Here is a 16,873-nt window from a genome sequence, read left to right on the forward strand (position 1 = left end):
CGGAATCCGCAACCGGGAATTGGCGAAGGAATTCCGGACGGGCCGGCCGACCGAATTCGGTCGGGGCGTCGGGGTGAATTACCCGGCGATTACCGGAGAGGCGCGGTTTCTTTTCCCGCGGCGGCTCGTTGTTGATTCTGCAGCGGATACGCCCCTGCGGAACGGGATCACGAGAATGACGTACAAGAAGGCAGTGGTGCTCGCCGCCGGTGCGCTCATGGCAGCCGGTGCCGCCTCCCCCGCCTTGGCCGACTCGGTGGCCGACGCCAAGGCCGCGGGCTCCCCCGGCGTCCTCTCCGGCAACGCCGTTCAGGTCCCGGTCAGCATCACGGTCAACGTCTGCGGCAACAACGTCACCCTCGTCGGACTGCTGAACCCCGCGTTCGGCAACACCTGCGTCAACGTCTGACGCAGCGCGTGCGCCCGCAAGGGCAGACCTCCTCGCAGGTGGCCTCGGAGTGCACGGCGGTGCACTCCGAGGCCACCTTCGATTCACCACCGGCGCCCGCCGGTAGAACAGGGTAAGGACCCATGCGACAGGTACTGAGCCGACAGGTTCTGGGCAAGGGCATGCTCACGGCGGCAGCCGCCTCGAGCCTGCTGTCGATCGCGACCGGTGCGGCCTGCGCGGCTTCCGGAACGACCGAGGTCTCGCATTCGCCGGGCGTGCTCGCCGGCAACAGCGTCTCGGTACCGATCACCCTCGCGCCGAACGTGTGCGGCAACAGCGTGGACGGCGGTGCGGCGCTCAACCCCGCGATGGGGAACACCTGCGCCACCGCCTCCGGTGCGCACACCGGCGAGGACCACGACTACGGGCGCTACCTCAGCCCCGAGCACGCCGAGGCCTTCGAGCGCTACCTCGACAAGCCGGCCGGCCGCCACGCCGTCCCCGAGCAGCGCCAGGAGGCGCGGCACCACGAGGTACCGCGGCAAGAGGTTCCGCAGCAGGCGGCGCCCCGCAAGGAGGGACCCCGCCACGCCAAGCCCCGGCACGAGGAGCCGCGGCACGAGGACGGCCACGGCGGCCACGGCGGCCGGCAGGGGGCGGAGGAGGAGTGCGACGACCACCCGGCACCGCCGCCGGCGCAGCACGCTCCGCCCGCGCCCGGGCAGCCGCATCCGAAGCCGGAGCCGGTGGAGGAGCCCCCGGCGCCGCTGCCCGTCCCGCAGCCGCCGGTCCAGGAGGCGCCCGCGCCGCCCGGGGAGCAGCCCATGCCGCTCCCGGCTCCGGCCCCGCAGCCCCCGGCCGAGGAGGCGCCGAAGCCGCTGCCCGCCCCGCAGCCGCCGGCCGAGGAAGCCCCGCACACCCTCCCCGCCCCGGCGCCCGGCCCCGTGGTCGATGAGGAGGCTCCGGCCGCGCCGCCGCACGGCAGCCACCCCGTGGAGCGCCCCGCGCCGGCTCCGGCGCCGCTCCCCGAGGCCGCACCGCCCGCGGACCAGCCCCCGGCCGCCCCCGCCGGTGACACTCCCGTGCCGCTGCCGGCGGCGCCGGGCACCGGTCCGCAGGCGGCGCCCGCGCCGCTCCCCGCCCCGGCGCCCTCCCCGGTGCCGGCCGAGGCCCGGCCGGGTGCGCCCGTACTGGCCGAGACCGGCGCGGGCGGGCAGGCGGCCGCGGCGGCCCTGGCCTCCGCCCTGGTCCTGGGCGGCGCGATTCTGTACCGGCGCTCGCGCGTCGCCTGAGCGGCAATACCGGTAATCGGAAGAAATATCGGCCGGAGAATCCCTCGTCGGATTCTCCGGCCGCTGTCATGTACCCGCGCGTTTCCGTTTCCACGGCGCCCGGGAATCGTTACGCATGGCGAAAGCGGCGCGCCGGTCGCCGCTGACGCCTCTGTCCACGAAAGAAGAGGATTTCCATAATGAAGCTCACGAAGGTCGCCGCTGTCGTCGTCGGCTCCGTCGCCGCCCTCGGTGCCTCCGGTACCGCGTTCGCCGCCGAGCCGGCCGCCGCGCTGCCCCCCATGAGCCTGACCGGCGGGGTGACGCAGACCCTGGACGCCGTCGCCCCCGTCACCGAGAACCTGCCGCAGACGGTCGGCAACGGGCTGGCCGAGCAGGGGGACACCGTCAACCAGGTGGTGGACACCGCCCAGAAGGTCAACAAGGTGCGCAACGACGTGCCCGGCACGGTCCTCGGTCTCGCAAACGGCGCCACCCAGGCGTCCCCGATGCTCGGCGGCGTCCAGCTCAACGGCGGCAAGGGCTGAACCGCCCCCGGACAGGTCCCGGCCTCCGGGCTCCGTCCGGGCTCCGTCCGGCACCTGCCGACACGACTGTGGGCGCCACCGGCAAGGCCGGGGCGCCCACGGGCGGTTGTGCGACCGGCGTCAGTTGTTGACGCAGGTGTTGCCGAACGCCGGGTTCAGCAGGGCGATCACGTTCACGGTGTTGCCGCAGACGTTGACCGGGACGTGGACCGGGACCTGCACCAGGTTGCCGGAGAGGACGCCGGGGGAACCCACGGCCGCGCCCTCGGCCGACGAGTCGGCGACGGCGGAGCCGGCGGCACCGGCCGCGGCGAGACCAGCGGTGGCCAGGACCAGGGCGGCCTTCTTGGCAGAGTTCATGGGAAGTGCACCTTCTGTTCGACGTTCCGCCCCGCTCCGGGGCTCACACCGAGCGAAACGGTTCACGTCCTCTGACGACACGGTTCTGCGCACGATCAGACCTGTTCGGCTCAATCGGCGTCACCGTGTTGCCGTTCGGGTGCCGCTACGGGAGGGCGGGGAGCTGGAGGTCCGGGAGTTGGACGTCGGGGATCTCCACCTCGGGGACCTCCGGCACCAGTTCCACCGGGGCCGCCGGATCGGGCAGCGCCGGCGGGGTGAGCGGCGGCAGCTGCGGGACCTCCACCCCCGGGAGCTCGGGGAGTTGCACCCCGGGGATCTGCGGGAGCTTGATCTCCGGAAGCTTGATCTCGGGGATCTTGATGTCCGGCAGCGTGACGCCCGCCGGGAGCAGGGCCTTGATCTGCTCCAGCAGCCCGTTGACGAGGTCGTCGATCGGGCCGGCCGGGGCCGCCTTGGTGGACACCGCAGCGGAACCGGAGTCCACGGCGCTCGCGGGGGCCGCCGCGCCGGTCAGTATGACGACGGCGAGGGCCGAGGGGACGAGGAGGCGGGCGCGGGACGGCTTCGTGCGGTGCATGGGGGTTCCTTCGCGTGGGGACACGGGGACACACGAGCGGACCCGGTCGGACCGCTCTTTCACTCACCGTGGGAACACCCGGCACGGAGCGCAACAGGAGCGCGGGCGATGGGGGTCGCGTACGGGCTTCGCGCACGCGTCCGCAGGCGGCTCACCCGGGGTGGGGAAAACTTCGGGACGCGCGGGCCGATCGAGTGAAGCAGCGGAACCGATCCCGAGAACGGGCAGTTGACCAGGGCGCTCCATCAGCGGGCACTCGTGCGACAGAAGGATCAAGATGTTCAAGAAGTTCATGACCGCCGCCGCGGTTTCCGCCGTTGCCGTCGGCGCGGGCGCCGCTGCCGCTGCCCCGGCCATGGCCATCGGCAACGACAACGGGGTCAACACCGTCAACGGCAACGGTGCCGTGCAGGCCTACGGCAACCAGAAGACCCACGGCGACCAGAGCCCGCAGCTCAGCCTCGTCCAGGGCACCCTGAACAAGCCCTGCATCGGCCTGCCGGCCAAGGTCAACGCCCAGTCGCTGATCGCGGCGCTCAACATCGGCGTCCAGGACATCAACGTCCTGTCCAACCCGCAGAACCAGCAGTGCACCGAGAACTCCACCCAGGCCAAGGGTGACGAGCCGCTCTCCCACATCCTGAGCAACATCCCGGTCCTGTCCGGCAACGCCTCCGTCGGCAGCTGATTTCCGCTCCCCCCGCCCCGCGCGGGGGTCCGGGCCGACGAGTCCGGGCGGTGACGTGACAGGGCCCCGGCAGCGTCCAGCTGCCGGGGCCCTCGCGCGTGCCGCGCAGGCGGCGGCGCTCAGCCGGTCCAGAAGTCCCACCACCGGGTGAGGACCAGCATCCCGATCACCCCGATGTGCAGGGCGGGCGGAGCCCAGCCGAACTCGGTGAAGAAGACCCGCAGCGGGCCGGGGGCGGGCAGTACGCCCGTGCGGACGTTGTGCGCGGTGACCGCCCAGAACATCAGCAGGGTCGCGACCCAGGCCAGGCAGCACCACAGGCAGAGCGCGTTGATCTCGTACAGCGACTGCACCATGAGCCAGGCGCAGAAGCCGGTGCCGAACAGCATGCCGGCATTCAGTCCGAGCCAGAACCAGCCGCGGTAGCGGGCGCCCGCCAGGATGCCGGCGCCGGCGCAGACCACGACGGCGTAGGCGACCAGGCCGAGCATGGGGTTGGGGAAGCCGAAGGCCTGCGCCTGATCGCTCTGCATCACGCTGCCGCAGGAGACCACGGGGTTGAGGCTGCAGGCGGGCTTGAAGTCCGGGTCCTCCAGCAGGAGGAACTTGTCGAGGGTGATGACCCAGGAGGCCAGTACCCCGGCGGCGCCGGTGACGGCCAGCAGCCAGGCCAACCCCCGCGGCGCGGCGCCCCGTTCGTCCTCGTGTGCGGTGCGGGGCCGTCCCTGCTGGCGCGGGACGCCCACTGTATTCGTAGCCATGTGGCCCATAGTCCCCCTCGTCCTCCCAGAGCGGGGCCAACCATGCCCATGCGTACGCAGGTTGACCTGAAGGTGTGGCGGGAACCGCCGATGCTTCCCGGACGTTTTACCGAACCCCGGACGTGATGTCAGAGCCAGGGGTTACGTTGAGCTTCCGCGAAGTGACAAGCTGCGACGGCCTGGAGACCCACCTTGAGCGATCCGTACGAGACAACCGAGGCGCACCTCGACCGACTCCTCGGCCGCGCCCTCAACTCCTTCGATCTGCCCGACCGGCTGGTCGAGCGCCTCGGCTCGGCCCTCGCCCACAGCTCTTCGCTGCACACCACCCACCACGACCCGGCGGCGGGTGTCTGGCGGGAGACGCGACGGCACACCTACCTGCTGGCCGACGGCGGTGCGGTCTCGCTGTGGGAGCTGTCGTACCGGTTGGAGGGGGATCGGGCGGTGCGGCACGAGGTCTTCGCGAGCAGGGCGGAGACCTGCCTGGCAGTGGTGAGGCTGTTCGGGTCCGCCGCCGGGCCGGTCACGGATCCGGCGGCGCTCTGCGGTGAGGAGCAGCAGGACGACGACCCGGGGCTGTTCGGCGCCCTGTTCGCGGCAGGGCCGCCGCGGGCCCGGCACCGGGAGTACGTGGTGGAGGAGTCCGCCGACCACGCGCGCCGGGTGCTGCGCCGCGCGGAGAACCCCGACCGGCCCGGCGAGGCGGTGGCGGGACGGCTGCGGGCGGCGTACGCGCACCACATCACGCAGGCGTTCGGCACCCGGCGGTGCCTGCCGAACGGTCGGGACGCGGGCTTCAACCTGTACGAGCACGCCTTCGTGCTGCTGGACGGGACGGAGCTGAGCCTGTGGGAGGTCGAGCACACGGCGACGCCCGACGGGCGGCACATGTGCGAGGTGTACGACAGCGAGGCCGCCGCGCGCGGGGCGATGGAGCTGCGCGCCCGCGTCGGCTGAGCCCCCTTCGGCGTCCCGGCCGCGGCACGCACGACGGCTGTGCCCGCCCTCGAAGGGGCGGGCACGTCCGCGGGAGGAACCGGCGCAGGGCTTACAGGGCGGGCACCTTCTCGGGGGAGCTGTCCGTGTGCTCGGCGGCGCCCTCGCGCTCCTCCATGGGGATCGCCCTGCGCGGAAGCAGGAACATCACCAGGGAGATCACGACCAGCACGGCCACGACCCACCAGAGCGCGCCGCGGAACGCCTCGACGTAGGGCGGGCCGAAGACCATGTCGTCCTCGATGAGGCCGAAGAAGACCACGGAGGTCAGGGCGAGGCCCAGCGCGTTGCCCATCTGGCCGGTGGTGTTGATCAGCCCGGAGGCCGAGCCCGCGTCCCGGCGCGGCACCTCGGAGAGCGTGGTGTCGTTGAGCGGGGCGACGATGAGGCCCATGCCGATGCCCATGAGGATCAGCGGGGCGGCCATCTGCCAGGAGGCGATCTCCAGGCCGTAGTGCTCGGACTCCCAGATGTAGAGGAGCAGGCCGGCCGCCATGACGAGGGCGCCCGCCTGGAGCACCTTGCGGCCGAAGCGCGGGACGAGCTTCTCGACCGAGAGCCCGGCGGCCACGGAGACGGCGATGGAGAAGGGGATGCCGGTGGTGCCCGCGCGCAGGGCGCTCCAGCCGAGGCCCATCTGCATGTAGAGCGTCCAGACCAGGAAGAAGATGCCGGTCGCGATGCCGAAGGTCAGCTGGACGGCGATGCCGCCGGCGAAGCTCTTGACCCGGAAGAGGGAGAGCTCGACGAGCGGGGAGCCGTCCTTCTTGATCTTGTACTTCTCGTACGCGATGAACGCGGCGAAGACGAACGGCGACGCGATCATGCAGGCGAAGCCCCACAGCGGCCAGCCGTTCTCGCGGCCCTGGGTGAGCGGGAAGATCAGCATGACGAGGGCGAGGGTCGCGAGGACGACACCGACCAGGTCCAGCCGCAGGGCCTGGGGGGCCTTGGACTCGGTGATGTACTTGCGGCCCAGGATCACGCCCGCGATGCCGACGGGCAGGTTGATCAGGAAGATCGGGCGCCATTCGAGGCCGAAGAGGTTCCACTGGGTGAGCAGCGCGCCGAGCATGGGGCCGGAGACGGCCCCGAGGCCGACGATCGCGCCGAACATCCCGAAGACCTTGCCGCGCTCCTGCGGCGGGAAGGTGACGTGGATGATCGCCAGCACCTGCGGCACCATCAGGGCGGCCATGGCGCCCTGGAGGATGCGGGCGGCGACGAGCATGGCCGGGTCCGCGGCGATACCGCACAGCAGCGAGGCGGCGGTGAAGCCGGCTATGCCGACGAGGAAGAGGCGCTTGCGCCCGTAGATGTCACCGAGACGGCCGCCGGTGATGAGCCCCGCGGCGAAGGCGAGCGCGTAGCCTGCGGTGATCCACTGGATCGCGCTGGTGGATGCGCCGAAGTTCTGGCGCATGGTGGGTATCGCGATGTTGACGATCGTGACGTCGACCAGGTCCATGAAGGCCGCGGTCATCACGATGGCGAGCGCCAGCCAGCGGCGGCGGTCGGGGGCCGGGCCGGGTGCGGCGTGCGCCACGCCGTCCCGCTCTTCCGGTGCGGGCCCGTTCTCTCTTTCGGGCGATGTCATGGACGTCTCGGTGGTCATGAGGAGAAACCTAGACGGGATCTAGGTCAGTGAGTGTCCTATTTCGCTGGCAACCTGATCACATGACCGACACACCGGCACGGCTGCTCTCCCTGCTGTCCCTCCTGCAGACCCCGCGCGAATGGCCCGGGAGCGAGTTGGCGGCGCGGCTGCGGGTGAGCGCGCGGACGATCCGGCGCGACATCGAGCGGCTGCGGGAGCTCGGATACCCGGTGGAGGCCACCCTCGGTGCCGAGGGCGGCTACCGGCTGGTGGCGGGGGCGGCGATGCCGCCGCTGCTGCTGGACGACGAGGAGGCCGTCGCGATCGCGGTGGGTCTGCGGGCGGGGGCCGGGCATGCGATCGAGGGCGTCGAGGAGGCTTCCGTGCGCGCGCTGGCGAAGCTGGAACAGGTCCTGCCGTCCCGGCTGCGGCACCGGGTGGGCACGTTGCAGTCCGCGACGATCGCACTGACCCGGGGGGACGGTGCCAGCGTGGACCCGCGGACGCTGACCACGATGGCGTCGGCGGTGGCGGGCTCGGAGCGGCTGCGCTTCGGCTACCGGGCGCGGGACGGGGTCGGCTCGCGGCGGCTGGTGGAGCCTTACCGGCTGGTCAGCACGGGGAGCCGGTGGTACCTGGTCGCCTACGACCTGGAGCGGGAGGACTGGCGGACCTTCCGGGTGGACCGGGTGGCCGACGCCTTCGCGACGGGGGCCCGGTTCGCTCCGCGGGAGCTGCCGATGGATGCCGAGGACTTCGTGCGGCGGGGGCTCGGCTCGCACGGTGCGCGGCCGTACGCGGTGGAGGTCGCCTTCGAGGCGGGGGCGGCGGAGCTGCCCGAGTGGCTGCGCGCCGCCGCCGCGCCGGGCGGGCCCGCCGGGACGGCGACCGTGGTCCGCTTCGAGAGCAGGGACGCGCCGGAGTGGCTGGCGGCCCGGCTGGCCCTGACGGGCCTTCCCTTCAAGGTGCGGGAGCCGGGCTCCCTGGCGGAGGCGGCACGGATGCTGGGGGCGCGCCTGAGCGGAGCCGGATCCCGGCGGGAGGCCGACGGCTGAGCCGGCCGAGGCAGGGGGGAGCCCCGGCGCCCGGGGGGGATGGGCACCGGGGCTCGTACAGGGGGCTCGGCGGCGGGACGCCCTAGGCCACGGCGTCGAAACCGGTGTCGCGCGCCATCCGCTTCAGCTCCAGCAGGGCGTGCTTCTCGATCTGGCGGATCCGTTCGCGGGTCAGGCCGTGCTGCTTGCCGACCTCGGTCAGGGTCCGCTCGCGGCCGTCGTCGATCCCGTACCGCATCTTGATGATCGAGGCCGTGCGCTGGTCGAGCTTGCCGAGCAGGTCCTCCAGTTCCTCGCTGCGCAGCAGGGAGAGCACGGACTGCTCGGGCGAGATCGCCGAGGTGTCCTCCAGCAGGTCGCCGAACTGCGTGTCGCCCTCGTCGTCGACCGACATGTTGAGGCTGACCGGGTCGCGCGCCCAGTCCAGTACGTCCCCGACGCGCTTCTCGGTGGTGTCCAGCTCGGCGGCGATCTCGGCGTGCTCCGGCTCGCGGCCGTTCTCCCGGTTGAACTCGCGCTGGACGCGGCGGATCCGGCCGAGCTCCTCGACCAGGTGGACGGGGAGGCGGATGGTGCGGGACTGGTCGGCGATGGAGCGGGTGATCGCCTGGCGGATCCACCACGTGGCGTACGTGGAGAACTTGAAGCCCTTGGTGTAGTCGAACTTCTCCACGGCGCGGACCAGGCCGGCGTTGCCCTCCTGGATCAGGTCGAGGAGGGGCAGGCCGCTGCGCGGATAGCGCCGGGCGACGGCGACGACGAGGCGGAGGTTGGAGCGGATGAAGACTTCCTTGGCCCGCTGGCCCTCGGCGGCCAGGGCCTGCAGCTCCTCGCGGGTCACGGAGTCCCCGTCCCGCTCCGCCGCACCGTCGAGGATCTGCTGGGCGTAGACACCGGCCTCGATGATCTGGGAGAGCTCCACTTCCCTGGCGGCGTCGAGGAGCGGGGTGCGCGCGATCTCGTCCAGGTACATGCCGACCAGGTCGCGGTCTGCGATCTCCCCGCCCACGGAGCGTGCGCTGCTCGTGGACTGACTGCGGGCGACGGCGCGGGTTGCCATGCGTGCTCCCTTGCGATGAGTTCGGTCGCGGTGCGGCTGCCGGACGGCCACCGGTGTGCGGTGGTGCGCCCTCGGACACTCTCCCGAGTGCCCGCTTCCGAAGGAAACAACGACTGGAAACGGGACAGAATTCCCACGTTGGCCCCTCTTTTCCGAGATCTTGCAGTATCCTGCCCCGCCCTCGGACGGGGCCTGGGACCCCGGAATCTCGAAGAGGTGCAGGTCAGACCCGGAACGGCGGTCCGTCCGACGCCACCCGCGGACCCGTGGGGACCACCGGTCCGTGAGACGGTCGTCACGCTCGGCGCCGCCGCGTTCACTCCGGATCGCGCCGCCCTCGGCCGCACTCCGCCCCTGAAGACGACCCCCGCCGTCTTCCGGTTGCCTGGACCGGCGAGCGAAGGCCGGATACCCCGCGAGCGCGCCGTCATGCCCGCGGGCGCCGGGGCCGCCCCAGGGGGATGTTGCGAAAGTCCCGCACGGCGCGGGACTTTCGCGACACCCCCTAGCCGAACTGGAGGCTGCGCTTGGACAGGCCCATCCAGAAGCCGTCCACCGGGTCGCGGCGGGTGGCGAGGTCGCCGGTGGCATCGGCGGCGCCGAGGGTGACGAAGAGCGGAGCGAAGTGTTCCGTACGGGGGTGGGCGAGACGGCCGGAGGGGGACTTGGCCTCGAAGTCGAGCAGGGAGTCCACGTCGCCGGCGGCCAGCGCCTCGCGGCCCCACGCGTCGAACTCCGCGGACCAGGCGGGCACGCCCGGGCCCGTGTGCCGCAGCGCGGCCAGGTTGTGGGTGAAGAAGCCGCTGCCGACGATGAGGACGCCCTCGTCGCGCAGGGGTGCCAGCGTGCGGCCGAGGTCCATCAGGCGGCGCGGCTCCAGCGTCGGAAGGGACACCTGCAGGACCGGTATGTCGGCCTCCGGGAACATCTCCACGAGAGGGACGTACGCGCCGTGGTCCAGCCCGCGGTCCGGGATGTCCTGGACCGGCATCCCCGGGGCGCGCAACAGCGCCCGGACGGAGGCGGCGAGCCCGGGGGCGCCCGGGGCGTCGTAGCGGACCCGGTAGTAGTGCTCGGGGAAGCCCCAGAAGTCGTACACCAGCGGGGCCGGTGCGGTGGCACCGAGGGCCAGGGGGGCCTCCTCCCAGTGGGCGGAGACCATGAGGATCGCGGCGGGGCGCGGCAGGTTCGCGGACCAGGCGGCCAGCTCGCCGGGCCAGACCGGGTCGTCCGCGAGGGGCGGCGCGCCGTGGCTGAGGTACAGCGCCGGCATGCGCGTGTCTGCGGGGGCCGAGGGGGCCCGGGGTGCGGGGGCCGGGTTCATGACGCGCTCCTCCGTCGTCGGTCGGGGCCGCCTCGAAAAGACCGACCCCTCTTGGTTCAAACTTGAACCAAGTGGGGCGTCGGGTCATTCCCGGAGGCCGGCGGCCGCTGTCAGTGGGCGATCACCGGGATCTTGAACTCGGCGTCCTCGGCGGCGCCGGACCCCGAGGCCACCGGGTCGCCCGCGCCCGGCCGACCGGTGTTGATCAGCGTCAGGGCGACGGCAGCGCTGGCGACCAGGATGCCCACCGCCCACCAGATGGCGGAGGCGTAGCCCTCGACCATGGCCTGCGCCTGCACCAGCCGGGCCGCGGGGCCGCCGGCGGCGGCCTCGGCCGCGTGGTCGGCCAGGTACGCGGTGGTCGCCGAGGCGGCGATGGTGTTCAGCAGCGCCGTACCGATGGCGCCGCCGACCTGCTGCGAGGTGTTCACCATGGCGGAGGCGACGCCGGCGTCGGCCGGGTCCACCCCGTGCGTGGACAGGGACATGGCCGGCATGAAGGCCGTGCCCATGCCGAGGCCGAGCAGCAGCTGCGCCGGAAGGATCAGCGCCGGGTACGAGGAGCCGACCTCCAGCTGGGTCAGCAGCAGCATGCCGGCGGCGGCGACAAGGAAGCCCGGGCCCATCAGCAGGCGCGGTGCCACGCGGGTCATCAGCCGGGCGCCGATCTGCGTGGAGCCCAGGATCATGCCCGCGATCATCGGCAGGAAGGCGAAGCCGGTCTTGACGGGGGAGAAGCCCTTCACGACCTGGAGGTAGTAGGTCAGGAAGAGGAACAGGCCGAACATCGCGATGACGGCCAGGCCGAGGGAGAGGTAGACACCGCCGCGGTTGCGCTCCAGCAGGACGCGCAGGGGCAGCAGCGGGGACTTCACCTTGGACTCGACGAGGACGAACGCCGCCAGCAGGGCCGCCGAGGCGGCGAACATGGCCACGGTCACCGCGTCCGACCAGCCGGCCGACTCGGCGCGGGTGAAGCCGTAGACGAGGGCGACGAGACCGGTGGTGGACAGGACCACACCGGGGATGTCCAGCGGGGCGCGGTTGCGGGAGCCGGCGGGCTCGTGGATGACCATCCAGGCGCCGACGGCGGCGACCACCGCGAAGGGGATGTTGACGAAGAAGGTCCAGCGCCAGTCGAGGTACTCGGTGAGGAAGCCGCCGAGGATCAGGCCGACGGCGCCGCCGCCGCCCGCGATCGCGCCGTAGATGCCGAAGGCCTTGGCCCGCTCCTTGGCGTCGGTGAACATCACCGCGAGCAGGGAGAGGGCCGCCGGTGCGAGCAGGGCGCCGAAGGCACCCTGGAGGGCGCGGGCGCCGAGCATCATGGCCTCGCCGGTCGCGGCGCCGCCGAGCGCGGAGGCCAGGGCGAAGCCGACGAGACCGACGACGAAGGCGTTCTTGCGGCCCCACTTGTCGGCGATGCGCCCGCCGAAGAGGAGCAGTCCGCCGAAGGCCAGCGCGTACGCGGTGATGACCCACTGGCGGTTGCCGTCGGAGATGCCGAGGTCGGTCTGGGCCGAGGGGAGGGCGATGTTCACGATGGTCGCGTCGAGGACGACCATCAGCTGGGCCAGGGCTATGAAGACCAGGGCCTTCCAGCGGCTGGGATCGGCAGCCGACGGGAGCGTCGCGGCTGTTTGCGGCATGGGGGTACCCACTTCACTGTGCGGAATGACGGAAAAAGGCTATTTCGTAAGCTTTGGCGGTGTCACATGGTTTTCAGCGTCAGGTCGTCCAACGTGGCTGCGGAGCCCAGGAGTTCGGAGCGGGCCGGGGCCCGCAGTCCGTCCAGGAAGAGCTGGAGATGACGGTGGGCGAAGCGGTCGGTGTCGAAGCAGGCGGTGCCCGGCAGCGGGCGGCTGAGCTGGGAGAGGGCGACCATCAGGTCGCCGGTGCCGATGTCCGCGCGGACCAGCCCGGCCTCCTGGCCGGCGGCCAGCAGGGTCTCGACGGCCGCCGCCAAGGCGGTGCGCGCCGCGAGGAGTTCGGGGTGGTCGCGGTCGAACCCGTCGGCGAGCATCGGGCACAGCGCGCCGATCCGCTCGTCGGCGGCGGTGTGCGTGAAGCGGCACAGCGCGGCGAAGGCGTCGGGCTCCTCGGCCAGAGAGGCTTCGGCGGAGGCCGTGACCCGCTCGGTCGTGAAGAGGACGACGTGGTGGACGAGGGTGTCGCGGTCGGGGAAGTGCCGGTAGAGGGTGGCGTTGCCGATGCCCGCCCGGCGGGCCACCTCGTCGAGGGGGGCCGCCGCGCCGAACTCGACGAAGGCCTCGCGGGCCGCCGCCAGGATCCGCTCCCGGTTGCGGACGGCGTCGGCGCGCGGCCGCGGAACGGCCCCCTCGCGGGAGACGCGGGAGCGGCCCGAGGGTGCGGACGCCGGGCACACGGCCGGCTCCGGGGCGGGCGGAGCCGCCGCGGCGGTCGTGGTGGGGCGCTTCATCGCGGGGCCTCCCTGGCGGTGACGGGCGGAGCTGGCGTACGGGCGGTGCCGCCGGGACGGGAGCCCGGCCCACCAAACGGGGAGCCGCTCCCCGCTTGACGGGACTCCCATGCAAACGGGGAACTCCTCCCCGGTTATTTCACTCCTCCGTGTGATCCGGGTCACGCACCCGAGGGTCCCTCGACACCGTTTGGCCTCTCCCGACGCGCGGGCGCGGCGCGCCCGGCGGAGGGTGAGCGCACAGGGCGCAGACCGGACAGGGCCGGCTGCCGCGGACCCGAAGGCGAGCTCCATGACGCAGACCCGCCACCGGATACGCACACCACGCCTGACCGGCGCGTACATCGGGCTGACCGCGCTGGCGATCGGTGTCACCGCGACCGCCAGTACGGAGATGTCCGGCCGCGGCCAGTCCGCCGCCGGGCCGGCGGGAACGACCGTCGAGTCGGCGCTCGCACCGTGCCGGATCGCCGGGACGATGGGTGTGCAGATGTCCGAGGGCATGCCGACGCCGCCCGGGTACGCACGCTCGACGGGTGAGGTCCGGGCACTGAACCTGATGATCGACTTCCCCGACGCCAAGGGCGAGGGCACGGCGCTGGACCGGCTGGCGGAGTTCTTCCCCCAGACATCCGAATGGTTCCGGACCAGCTCCTACGGCCGGCTGGCCTACCGGGCCGAGACCCCGATAAAGGCCTGGCTGCGGATGCCGATGCCGTTCGCGGCGTACGGGATCGAGCGCGGGTCCTCCTACGATCCGGGCTACCGCCGGCTCGTCGAGCACATCGCGAAGGCGGCCGACCCCGAGGTCGACTTCAGCCGGTACGACCTGGTCAACATCCTGGTCACGCCGAACGCCGGACCGTCCGCCCTGGACACCGTCCTGTCGGTGACCTTCTCGGGCAACGGCGAGGCGCCGACGGCGGACGGGGTCCCGCTGTCGAACACGTCCTTCGTCTACAGCCGGCAGGACGACGGCTCCGGCACCTACCGGGAGACCGGCTACCGGGTGCTCCCCCACGAGAACGGCCACGTCTTCGGGCTGCCCGACCTGTACACCTCCGACGGCGGGAACACCGTCGGGCACTGGGACATCATGAGCGAGGACTGGGGCGCCAACAACGACCTGATGGGCTGGCACAAGTGGAAGCTGGGCTGGCTGGACAGTACGCAGATCTCCTGCGCCTCGAAGCCGGGCACCAGTGACCACGTCCTGACACCGCTGGCGGTGGAGGGCGGCATGAAGCTGGCCTTCGTACCGCTGTCGGAGAGCGTCGGGTACGCCGTGGAGGTGCGGACGCAGGCCGGCAACGACGAGGCGGTGTGCCGCCCCGGCGTCCTCATCTACAAGGTGGACTCCGAGGTGGACACCGGGCACGGCCCGGTGACCGTCTCGGACAGCTCGGACGCGAGCGGCGGGTGCACCCGGCGGCCCAACGTGCACGCCGAGCTGTCGGACGCGCCGTTCCGGCCGGGCGAGACCTTCACCGACGAGAAGGCCGGCATCAGCATCTCGGTGGTCGGCGAACGGCCCGACGGCAGCTACCAGGTGCGCGTCACCCGCCCGTGACGCCCTGCCCGGCGGATGCCGGCCGCCCCGTCGCCCGCGGCCAGAAGCCGTCCAGCCACACGAGGGTGTCCCGCATGACGTAGTGGTCGGCGTCGGGGCGCAGCGCGGAGAGGAGGAAGGACCGGGCGCCCTCGCAGGGCACGCCCAGAACGGTCAGTCGCGGGTCGGCGGTGCCGTCGGCGGCCACGGGGTGGAACCGGGGGGTCAGGTCGAGTCCGCCGGGCCGGAAGACGTCGCCGTCCGCCGACTCGTTGCGCCACAACCGCACCAGGCCCCGGCCGAGGAGGTTGCGGTAGAGCGGCAGGACGTCGAGGCGCGGGTCGAAGCCGTGCATGCGGGCCTCGACCAGGACGTCGACGGGCCGCGACAGACCGGTGTGCGGGCCTTCGACCACGGTCCGGCCGGTGGGCCCGTCGAGCCGGGTACGGGCGCCCGGTCCGGCGCCGACGTCGAGGAGACCGCAGTCGACGAGGGCGGCCATCTTCGCCATGACCTCCGCGGCCGCGCCGTTCGCCAGCCGGTTGTGGTGGCGTACGTAGGTGGTGAGGAAGTGGCGCTGGGAGGCGGGGGTCAGGCCGGCGTGGTCCACGGCGTACGAGATGACCTGGCGCAGGTCGCGCCAGACGCCGTCGGCGGCGGCCTTGTGCGGGTTCCGCAGGTTGCCCTGGCGGGCCCACAGCAGGTCGCGGGCCATGAACGCGGCGACCGCCGCACGGAATTCCTCGGGGGAAGCGGCGGGCGGGACCGGGGCGACGGCGCGGTGCCAGTCGAAGCGGTTGCCGTGGAGGTAGGTCTCCAGCCCCCACTCGGAGTCGAGCGGATCGGTGACCGGGCCGGGCGGCAGCGAGCGGTCGACGCAGCGGCGGACCTCGGCCTCGGCCGAGGTCCCGTACACGGTCCTCGTCCAGTGCAGCAGCACGTCGCGGACCGGCCAGGACACGCCGGCCTGGGCCGCGAACAGGGCGCACTTGCCGCGCAGTACGCCCTCCAGCACGTCGGCGATCTCGTCGACGGCCCGTTCCAGGGGTGCGGCCAGGGCGCCGGGCCCGTCGGCGGGCGTGCCGGTGACGAAGGCCAGGTGGCCCGGGAGGGCCCGCTGGGTCAGCAGCAGGGCCGCGCCGGGGCCGAAGAGGGTGACGTAGTGCAGGTGGGCCATCTCCAGGACGACCAGCGGCAGCAGATCGCGTTCGAAGTCGAGCTGCCGGCGCCCGGTGCCGTCGCCGCCCGGGGGCCGGCCGACGTGGGCGCGCAGCTGGTCGACGGCCTCGCGGGTCAGGAAGGTGCCGGGGTGGTCGCCGCCGCCGTCGCTGGGCTTGTGGTTGTCGGGGCGGGCGAAGGTGAACAGGCCGGAGCCGCTGAACGCCACGACGGCCGCGGGCTCCCGGCCGGAGGGCCGGTAGACCAGGCGGCGGCCGTCGTGGTGGAAGGTGCCGCCGCGGCCCTCGGTCAGGTGCAGGATCGTGTCGATGGCGGTGAGGCCCATGCCGGCGCAGCCGACGACCGTGTCCGGTCCGCAGCTGCCGGCGTCGAGCACGGTCTCCAGCGGGTACGGGTGCGGGACGTGGCGGGTGCCTTCCCCGATGGCGGGGCGGGCGTCGGCGGTGCGCCGCGGGTCGTGGTACGAGTGGCCCGTCAGCAGCAGCACCTCGTCGGCGGTGCGGCGGTCGCCGTCCGCGGTGACGACCTCCAGCCGGTCGCCGTCGGCGGGGGCGATGTCGACGACCTCCGCGTGGTGCAGGTGCAGTGCCGCCCCGGGGTGGCGGCGCAGGTCCGCGGCGAAGGTGTCGAACATGTCGCGCAGGGCCAGTCCGTGGACGTAGCGCCGGGGCCAGTCCTCGGGGCCGAGGTCGAAGTCCGGGTCGCCGGTCTGCTCGAACCGGCGGCGGCACCACTGGTGCAGGGTGGGCCGTTCGGCCGGCGGGCGCAGCGGTCCGGCGCCGGTCACGGTCTCGTCGGCGGCGAAGCCCACTTGGGCGCCGATGCGGTTGAGGTAGCTGGTGCGTGCCTGGTCGGGGGCGTGGGCCCGGCCGGCGCCGAACGCGCCGGTGCGCTCGTAGAGGTGCACCTCCAGGCGGCGCCCCTCCCCCAGCCGGTCGATCGTCGCCGACAGCCGCTCCAGGGCGTACGTGGCCCGCGGACCGCCCCCCACGACGGCGAGCCGGTAGGGCTCTGGCGTCGCCGCGGGCGGGCCGGATGCGTCAGCTCGGGGGGTGGTCACGGGCACCTCAT

At 72.8% G+C, this 16,873-nt stretch carries 16 protein-coding genes; 7 read left to right on the forward strand and 9 right to left on the reverse strand.

Annotated features, from left to right (window positions below; translation table 11 throughout):
* The first annotated feature begins 175 nt into the window (after positions 1 to 175).
* From IF89_RS0115285 to IF89_RS0115295, 3 genes are all read left to right on the forward strand, one after another.
* Positions 176 to 409 carry a chaplin gene (locus IF89_RS0115285; RefSeq protein ID WP_030767102.1) on the forward strand — a complete coding sequence of 78 codons (234 nt, stop codon included), beginning with the start codon at positions 176 to 178 and terminating at the stop codon, positions 407 to 409.
* A 122-nt stretch (positions 410 to 531) separates the two neighbouring features.
* Positions 532 to 1,683, forward strand: coding sequence for a chaplin (locus IF89_RS40795; RefSeq protein ID WP_030767104.1), 1,152 nt, complete (start codon positions 532 to 534; stop codon positions 1,681 to 1,683).
* Positions 1,684 to 1,862: 179 nt separating this feature from the next.
* On the forward strand, positions 1,863 to 2,210 hold the full coding sequence (locus IF89_RS0115295; RefSeq protein WP_030767107.1) for a hypothetical protein: 348 nt from the start codon (positions 1,863 to 1,865) through the stop codon (positions 2,208 to 2,210).
* A 120-nt stretch (positions 2,211 to 2,330) separates the two neighbouring features.
* On the opposite strand, the gene IF89_RS0115300 is transcribed toward IF89_RS0115295, so the two are convergent.
* Together IF89_RS0115300 and IF89_RS42070 are read right to left on the reverse strand one after the other, a co-directional pair.
* Positions 2,331 to 2,570: a chaplin gene (locus IF89_RS0115300; RefSeq protein WP_030649260.1), complete on the reverse strand. Its 240-nt coding sequence runs from the start codon at positions 2,568 to 2,570 to the stop codon at positions 2,331 to 2,333.
* A 145-nt stretch (positions 2,571 to 2,715) separates the two neighbouring features.
* Positions 2,716 to 3,150 (reverse strand): hypothetical protein, encoded by a 435-nt coding sequence (locus tag IF89_RS42070; protein ID WP_051807086.1) that lies wholly within the window; start codon positions 3,148 to 3,150, stop codon positions 2,716 to 2,718.
* A gap of 277 nt (positions 3,151 to 3,427) precedes the next feature.
* Here IF89_RS42070 and IF89_RS0115310 point away from each other — a divergent pair, with 277 nt between their 5' ends.
* A complete protein-coding gene (locus IF89_RS0115310) occupies positions 3,428 to 3,838 on the forward strand; it encodes a rodlin (RefSeq protein WP_030767113.1) in 411 nt (136 codons plus the stop codon).
* Between the two features lie 119 nt (positions 3,839 to 3,957).
* On the opposite strand, the gene IF89_RS0115315 is transcribed toward IF89_RS0115310, so the two are convergent.
* The gene (locus IF89_RS0115315; protein WP_030767115.1) at positions 3,958 to 4,599 is read right to left on the reverse strand and encodes a vitamin K epoxide reductase family protein; all 642 of its coding nucleotides are present in this window, start codon (positions 4,597 to 4,599) and stop codon (positions 3,958 to 3,960) included.
* Between the two features lie 192 nt (positions 4,600 to 4,791).
* Here IF89_RS0115315 and IF89_RS0115320 point away from each other — a divergent pair, with 192 nt between their 5' ends.
* Positions 4,792 to 5,559, forward strand: a complete 768-nt coding sequence (locus IF89_RS0115320) for a DUF6227 family protein (protein WP_030767117.1) — start codon at positions 4,792 to 4,794, stop codon at positions 5,557 to 5,559.
* 91 nt (positions 5,560 to 5,650) lie between these two features.
* On the opposite strand, the gene IF89_RS0115325 is transcribed toward IF89_RS0115320, so the two are convergent.
* Entirely contained in the window at positions 5,651 to 7,213 is a 1,563-nt protein-coding gene (locus tag IF89_RS0115325) for an MFS transporter (RefSeq protein ID WP_078628313.1), read from the reverse strand.
* 62 nt (positions 7,214 to 7,275) lie between these two features.
* Here IF89_RS0115325 and IF89_RS0115330 point away from each other — a divergent pair, with 62 nt between their 5' ends.
* Positions 7,276 to 8,250 (forward strand): helix-turn-helix transcriptional regulator, encoded by a 975-nt coding sequence (locus IF89_RS0115330; RefSeq protein WP_030767122.1) that lies wholly within the window; start codon positions 7,276 to 7,278, stop codon positions 8,248 to 8,250.
* An 82-nt stretch (positions 8,251 to 8,332) separates the two neighbouring features.
* Here IF89_RS0115330 and IF89_RS0115335 read toward each other — a convergent pair whose 3' ends face one another.
* From IF89_RS0115335 to IF89_RS0115350, 4 genes are all read right to left on the reverse strand, one after another.
* Entirely contained in the window at positions 8,333 to 9,310 is a 978-nt protein-coding gene (locus IF89_RS0115335) for a sigma-70 family RNA polymerase sigma factor (RefSeq protein ID WP_030767124.1), read from the reverse strand.
* A 505-nt stretch (positions 9,311 to 9,815) separates the two neighbouring features.
* Entirely contained in the window at positions 9,816 to 10,634 is an 819-nt protein-coding gene (locus tag IF89_RS0115340) for a dioxygenase (RefSeq protein WP_043193966.1), read from the reverse strand.
* A 110-nt stretch (positions 10,635 to 10,744) separates the two neighbouring features.
* Positions 10,745 to 12,283, reverse strand: a complete 1,539-nt coding sequence (locus tag IF89_RS0115345; RefSeq protein ID WP_030767129.1) for an MFS transporter — start codon at positions 12,281 to 12,283, stop codon at positions 10,745 to 10,747.
* Positions 12,284 to 12,345: 62 nt separating this feature from the next.
* A complete protein-coding gene (locus IF89_RS0115350; RefSeq protein WP_078628314.1) occupies positions 12,346 to 13,074 on the reverse strand; it encodes a TetR/AcrR family transcriptional regulator in 729 nt (242 codons plus the stop codon).
* Positions 13,075 to 13,366: 292 nt separating this feature from the next.
* Here IF89_RS0115350 and IF89_RS0115355 point away from each other — a divergent pair, with 292 nt between their 5' ends.
* Positions 13,367 to 14,644: a M6 family metalloprotease domain-containing protein gene (locus IF89_RS0115355; protein WP_030767135.1), complete on the forward strand. Its 1,278-nt coding sequence runs from the start codon at positions 13,367 to 13,369 to the stop codon at positions 14,642 to 14,644.
* On the opposite strand, the gene IF89_RS0115360 is transcribed toward IF89_RS0115355, so the two are convergent.
* Positions 14,631 to 16,862 (reverse strand): FAD/NAD(P)-binding protein, encoded by a 2,232-nt coding sequence (locus tag IF89_RS0115360; protein ID WP_051807087.1) that lies wholly within the window; start codon positions 16,860 to 16,862, stop codon positions 14,631 to 14,633. The two genes, IF89_RS0115355 and IF89_RS0115360, sit on opposite strands and share 14 nt — an antisense overlap.
* Positions 16,863 to 16,873: the final 11 nt, after the last annotated feature.

The sequence above is a fragment of the Streptomyces sp. NRRL F-2664 genome, assembly GCF_000719345.1.
Lineage (GTDB): Bacteria > Actinomycetota > Actinomycetes > Streptomycetales > Streptomycetaceae > Streptomyces.

What these genes read in the sequence shown, in the direction of transcription:
- IF89_RS0115285 (WP_030767102.1), top strand. Translation starts at nt 176, where the DNA reads ATGACGTACAAGAAGGCAGTGGTGCTCGCCGCCGGTGCGCTCATGGCA.
- IF89_RS40795 (WP_030767104.1), top strand. Translation starts at nt 532, where the DNA reads ATGCGACAGGTACTGAGCCGACAGGTTCTGGGCAAGGGCATGCTCACG.
- IF89_RS0115295 (WP_030767107.1), top strand. Translation starts at nt 1,863, where the DNA reads ATGAAGCTCACGAAGGTCGCCGCTGTCGTCGTCGGCTCCGTCGCCGCC.
- IF89_RS0115300 (WP_030649260.1), bottom strand. Translation starts at nt 2,570, where the DNA reads ATGAACTCTGCCAAGAAGGCCGCCCTGGTCCTGGCCACCGCTGGTCTC.
- IF89_RS42070 (WP_051807086.1), bottom strand. Translation starts at nt 3,150, where the DNA reads ATGCACCGCACGAAGCCGTCCCGCGCCCGCCTCCTCGTCCCCTCGGCC.
- IF89_RS0115310 (WP_030767113.1), top strand. Translation starts at nt 3,428, where the DNA reads ATGTTCAAGAAGTTCATGACCGCCGCCGCGGTTTCCGCCGTTGCCGTC.
- IF89_RS0115315 (WP_030767115.1), bottom strand. Translation starts at nt 4,599, where the DNA reads ATGGCTACGAATACAGTGGGCGTCCCGCGCCAGCAGGGACGGCCCCGC.
- IF89_RS0115325 (WP_078628313.1), bottom strand. Translation starts at nt 7,213, where the DNA reads ATGACCACCGAGACGTCCATGACATCGCCCGAAAGAGAGAACGGGCCC.
- IF89_RS0115330 (WP_030767122.1), top strand. Translation starts at nt 7,276, where the DNA reads ATGACCGACACACCGGCACGGCTGCTCTCCCTGCTGTCCCTCCTGCAG.
- IF89_RS0115335 (WP_030767124.1), bottom strand. Translation starts at nt 9,310, where the DNA reads ATGGCAACCCGCGCCGTCGCCCGCAGTCAGTCCACGAGCAGCGCACGC.
- IF89_RS0115340 (WP_043193966.1), bottom strand. Translation starts at nt 10,634, where the DNA reads ATGAACCCGGCCCCCGCACCCCGGGCCCCCTCGGCCCCCGCAGACACG.
- IF89_RS0115345 (WP_030767129.1), bottom strand. Translation starts at nt 12,283, where the DNA reads ATGCCGCAAACAGCCGCGACGCTCCCGTCGGCTGCCGATCCCAGCCGC.
- IF89_RS0115350 (WP_078628314.1), bottom strand. Translation starts at nt 13,074, where the DNA reads ATGAAGCGCCCCACCACGACCGCCGCGGCGGCTCCGCCCGCCCCGGAG.
- IF89_RS0115355 (WP_030767135.1), top strand. Translation starts at nt 13,367, where the DNA reads ATGACGCAGACCCGCCACCGGATACGCACACCACGCCTGACCGGCGCG.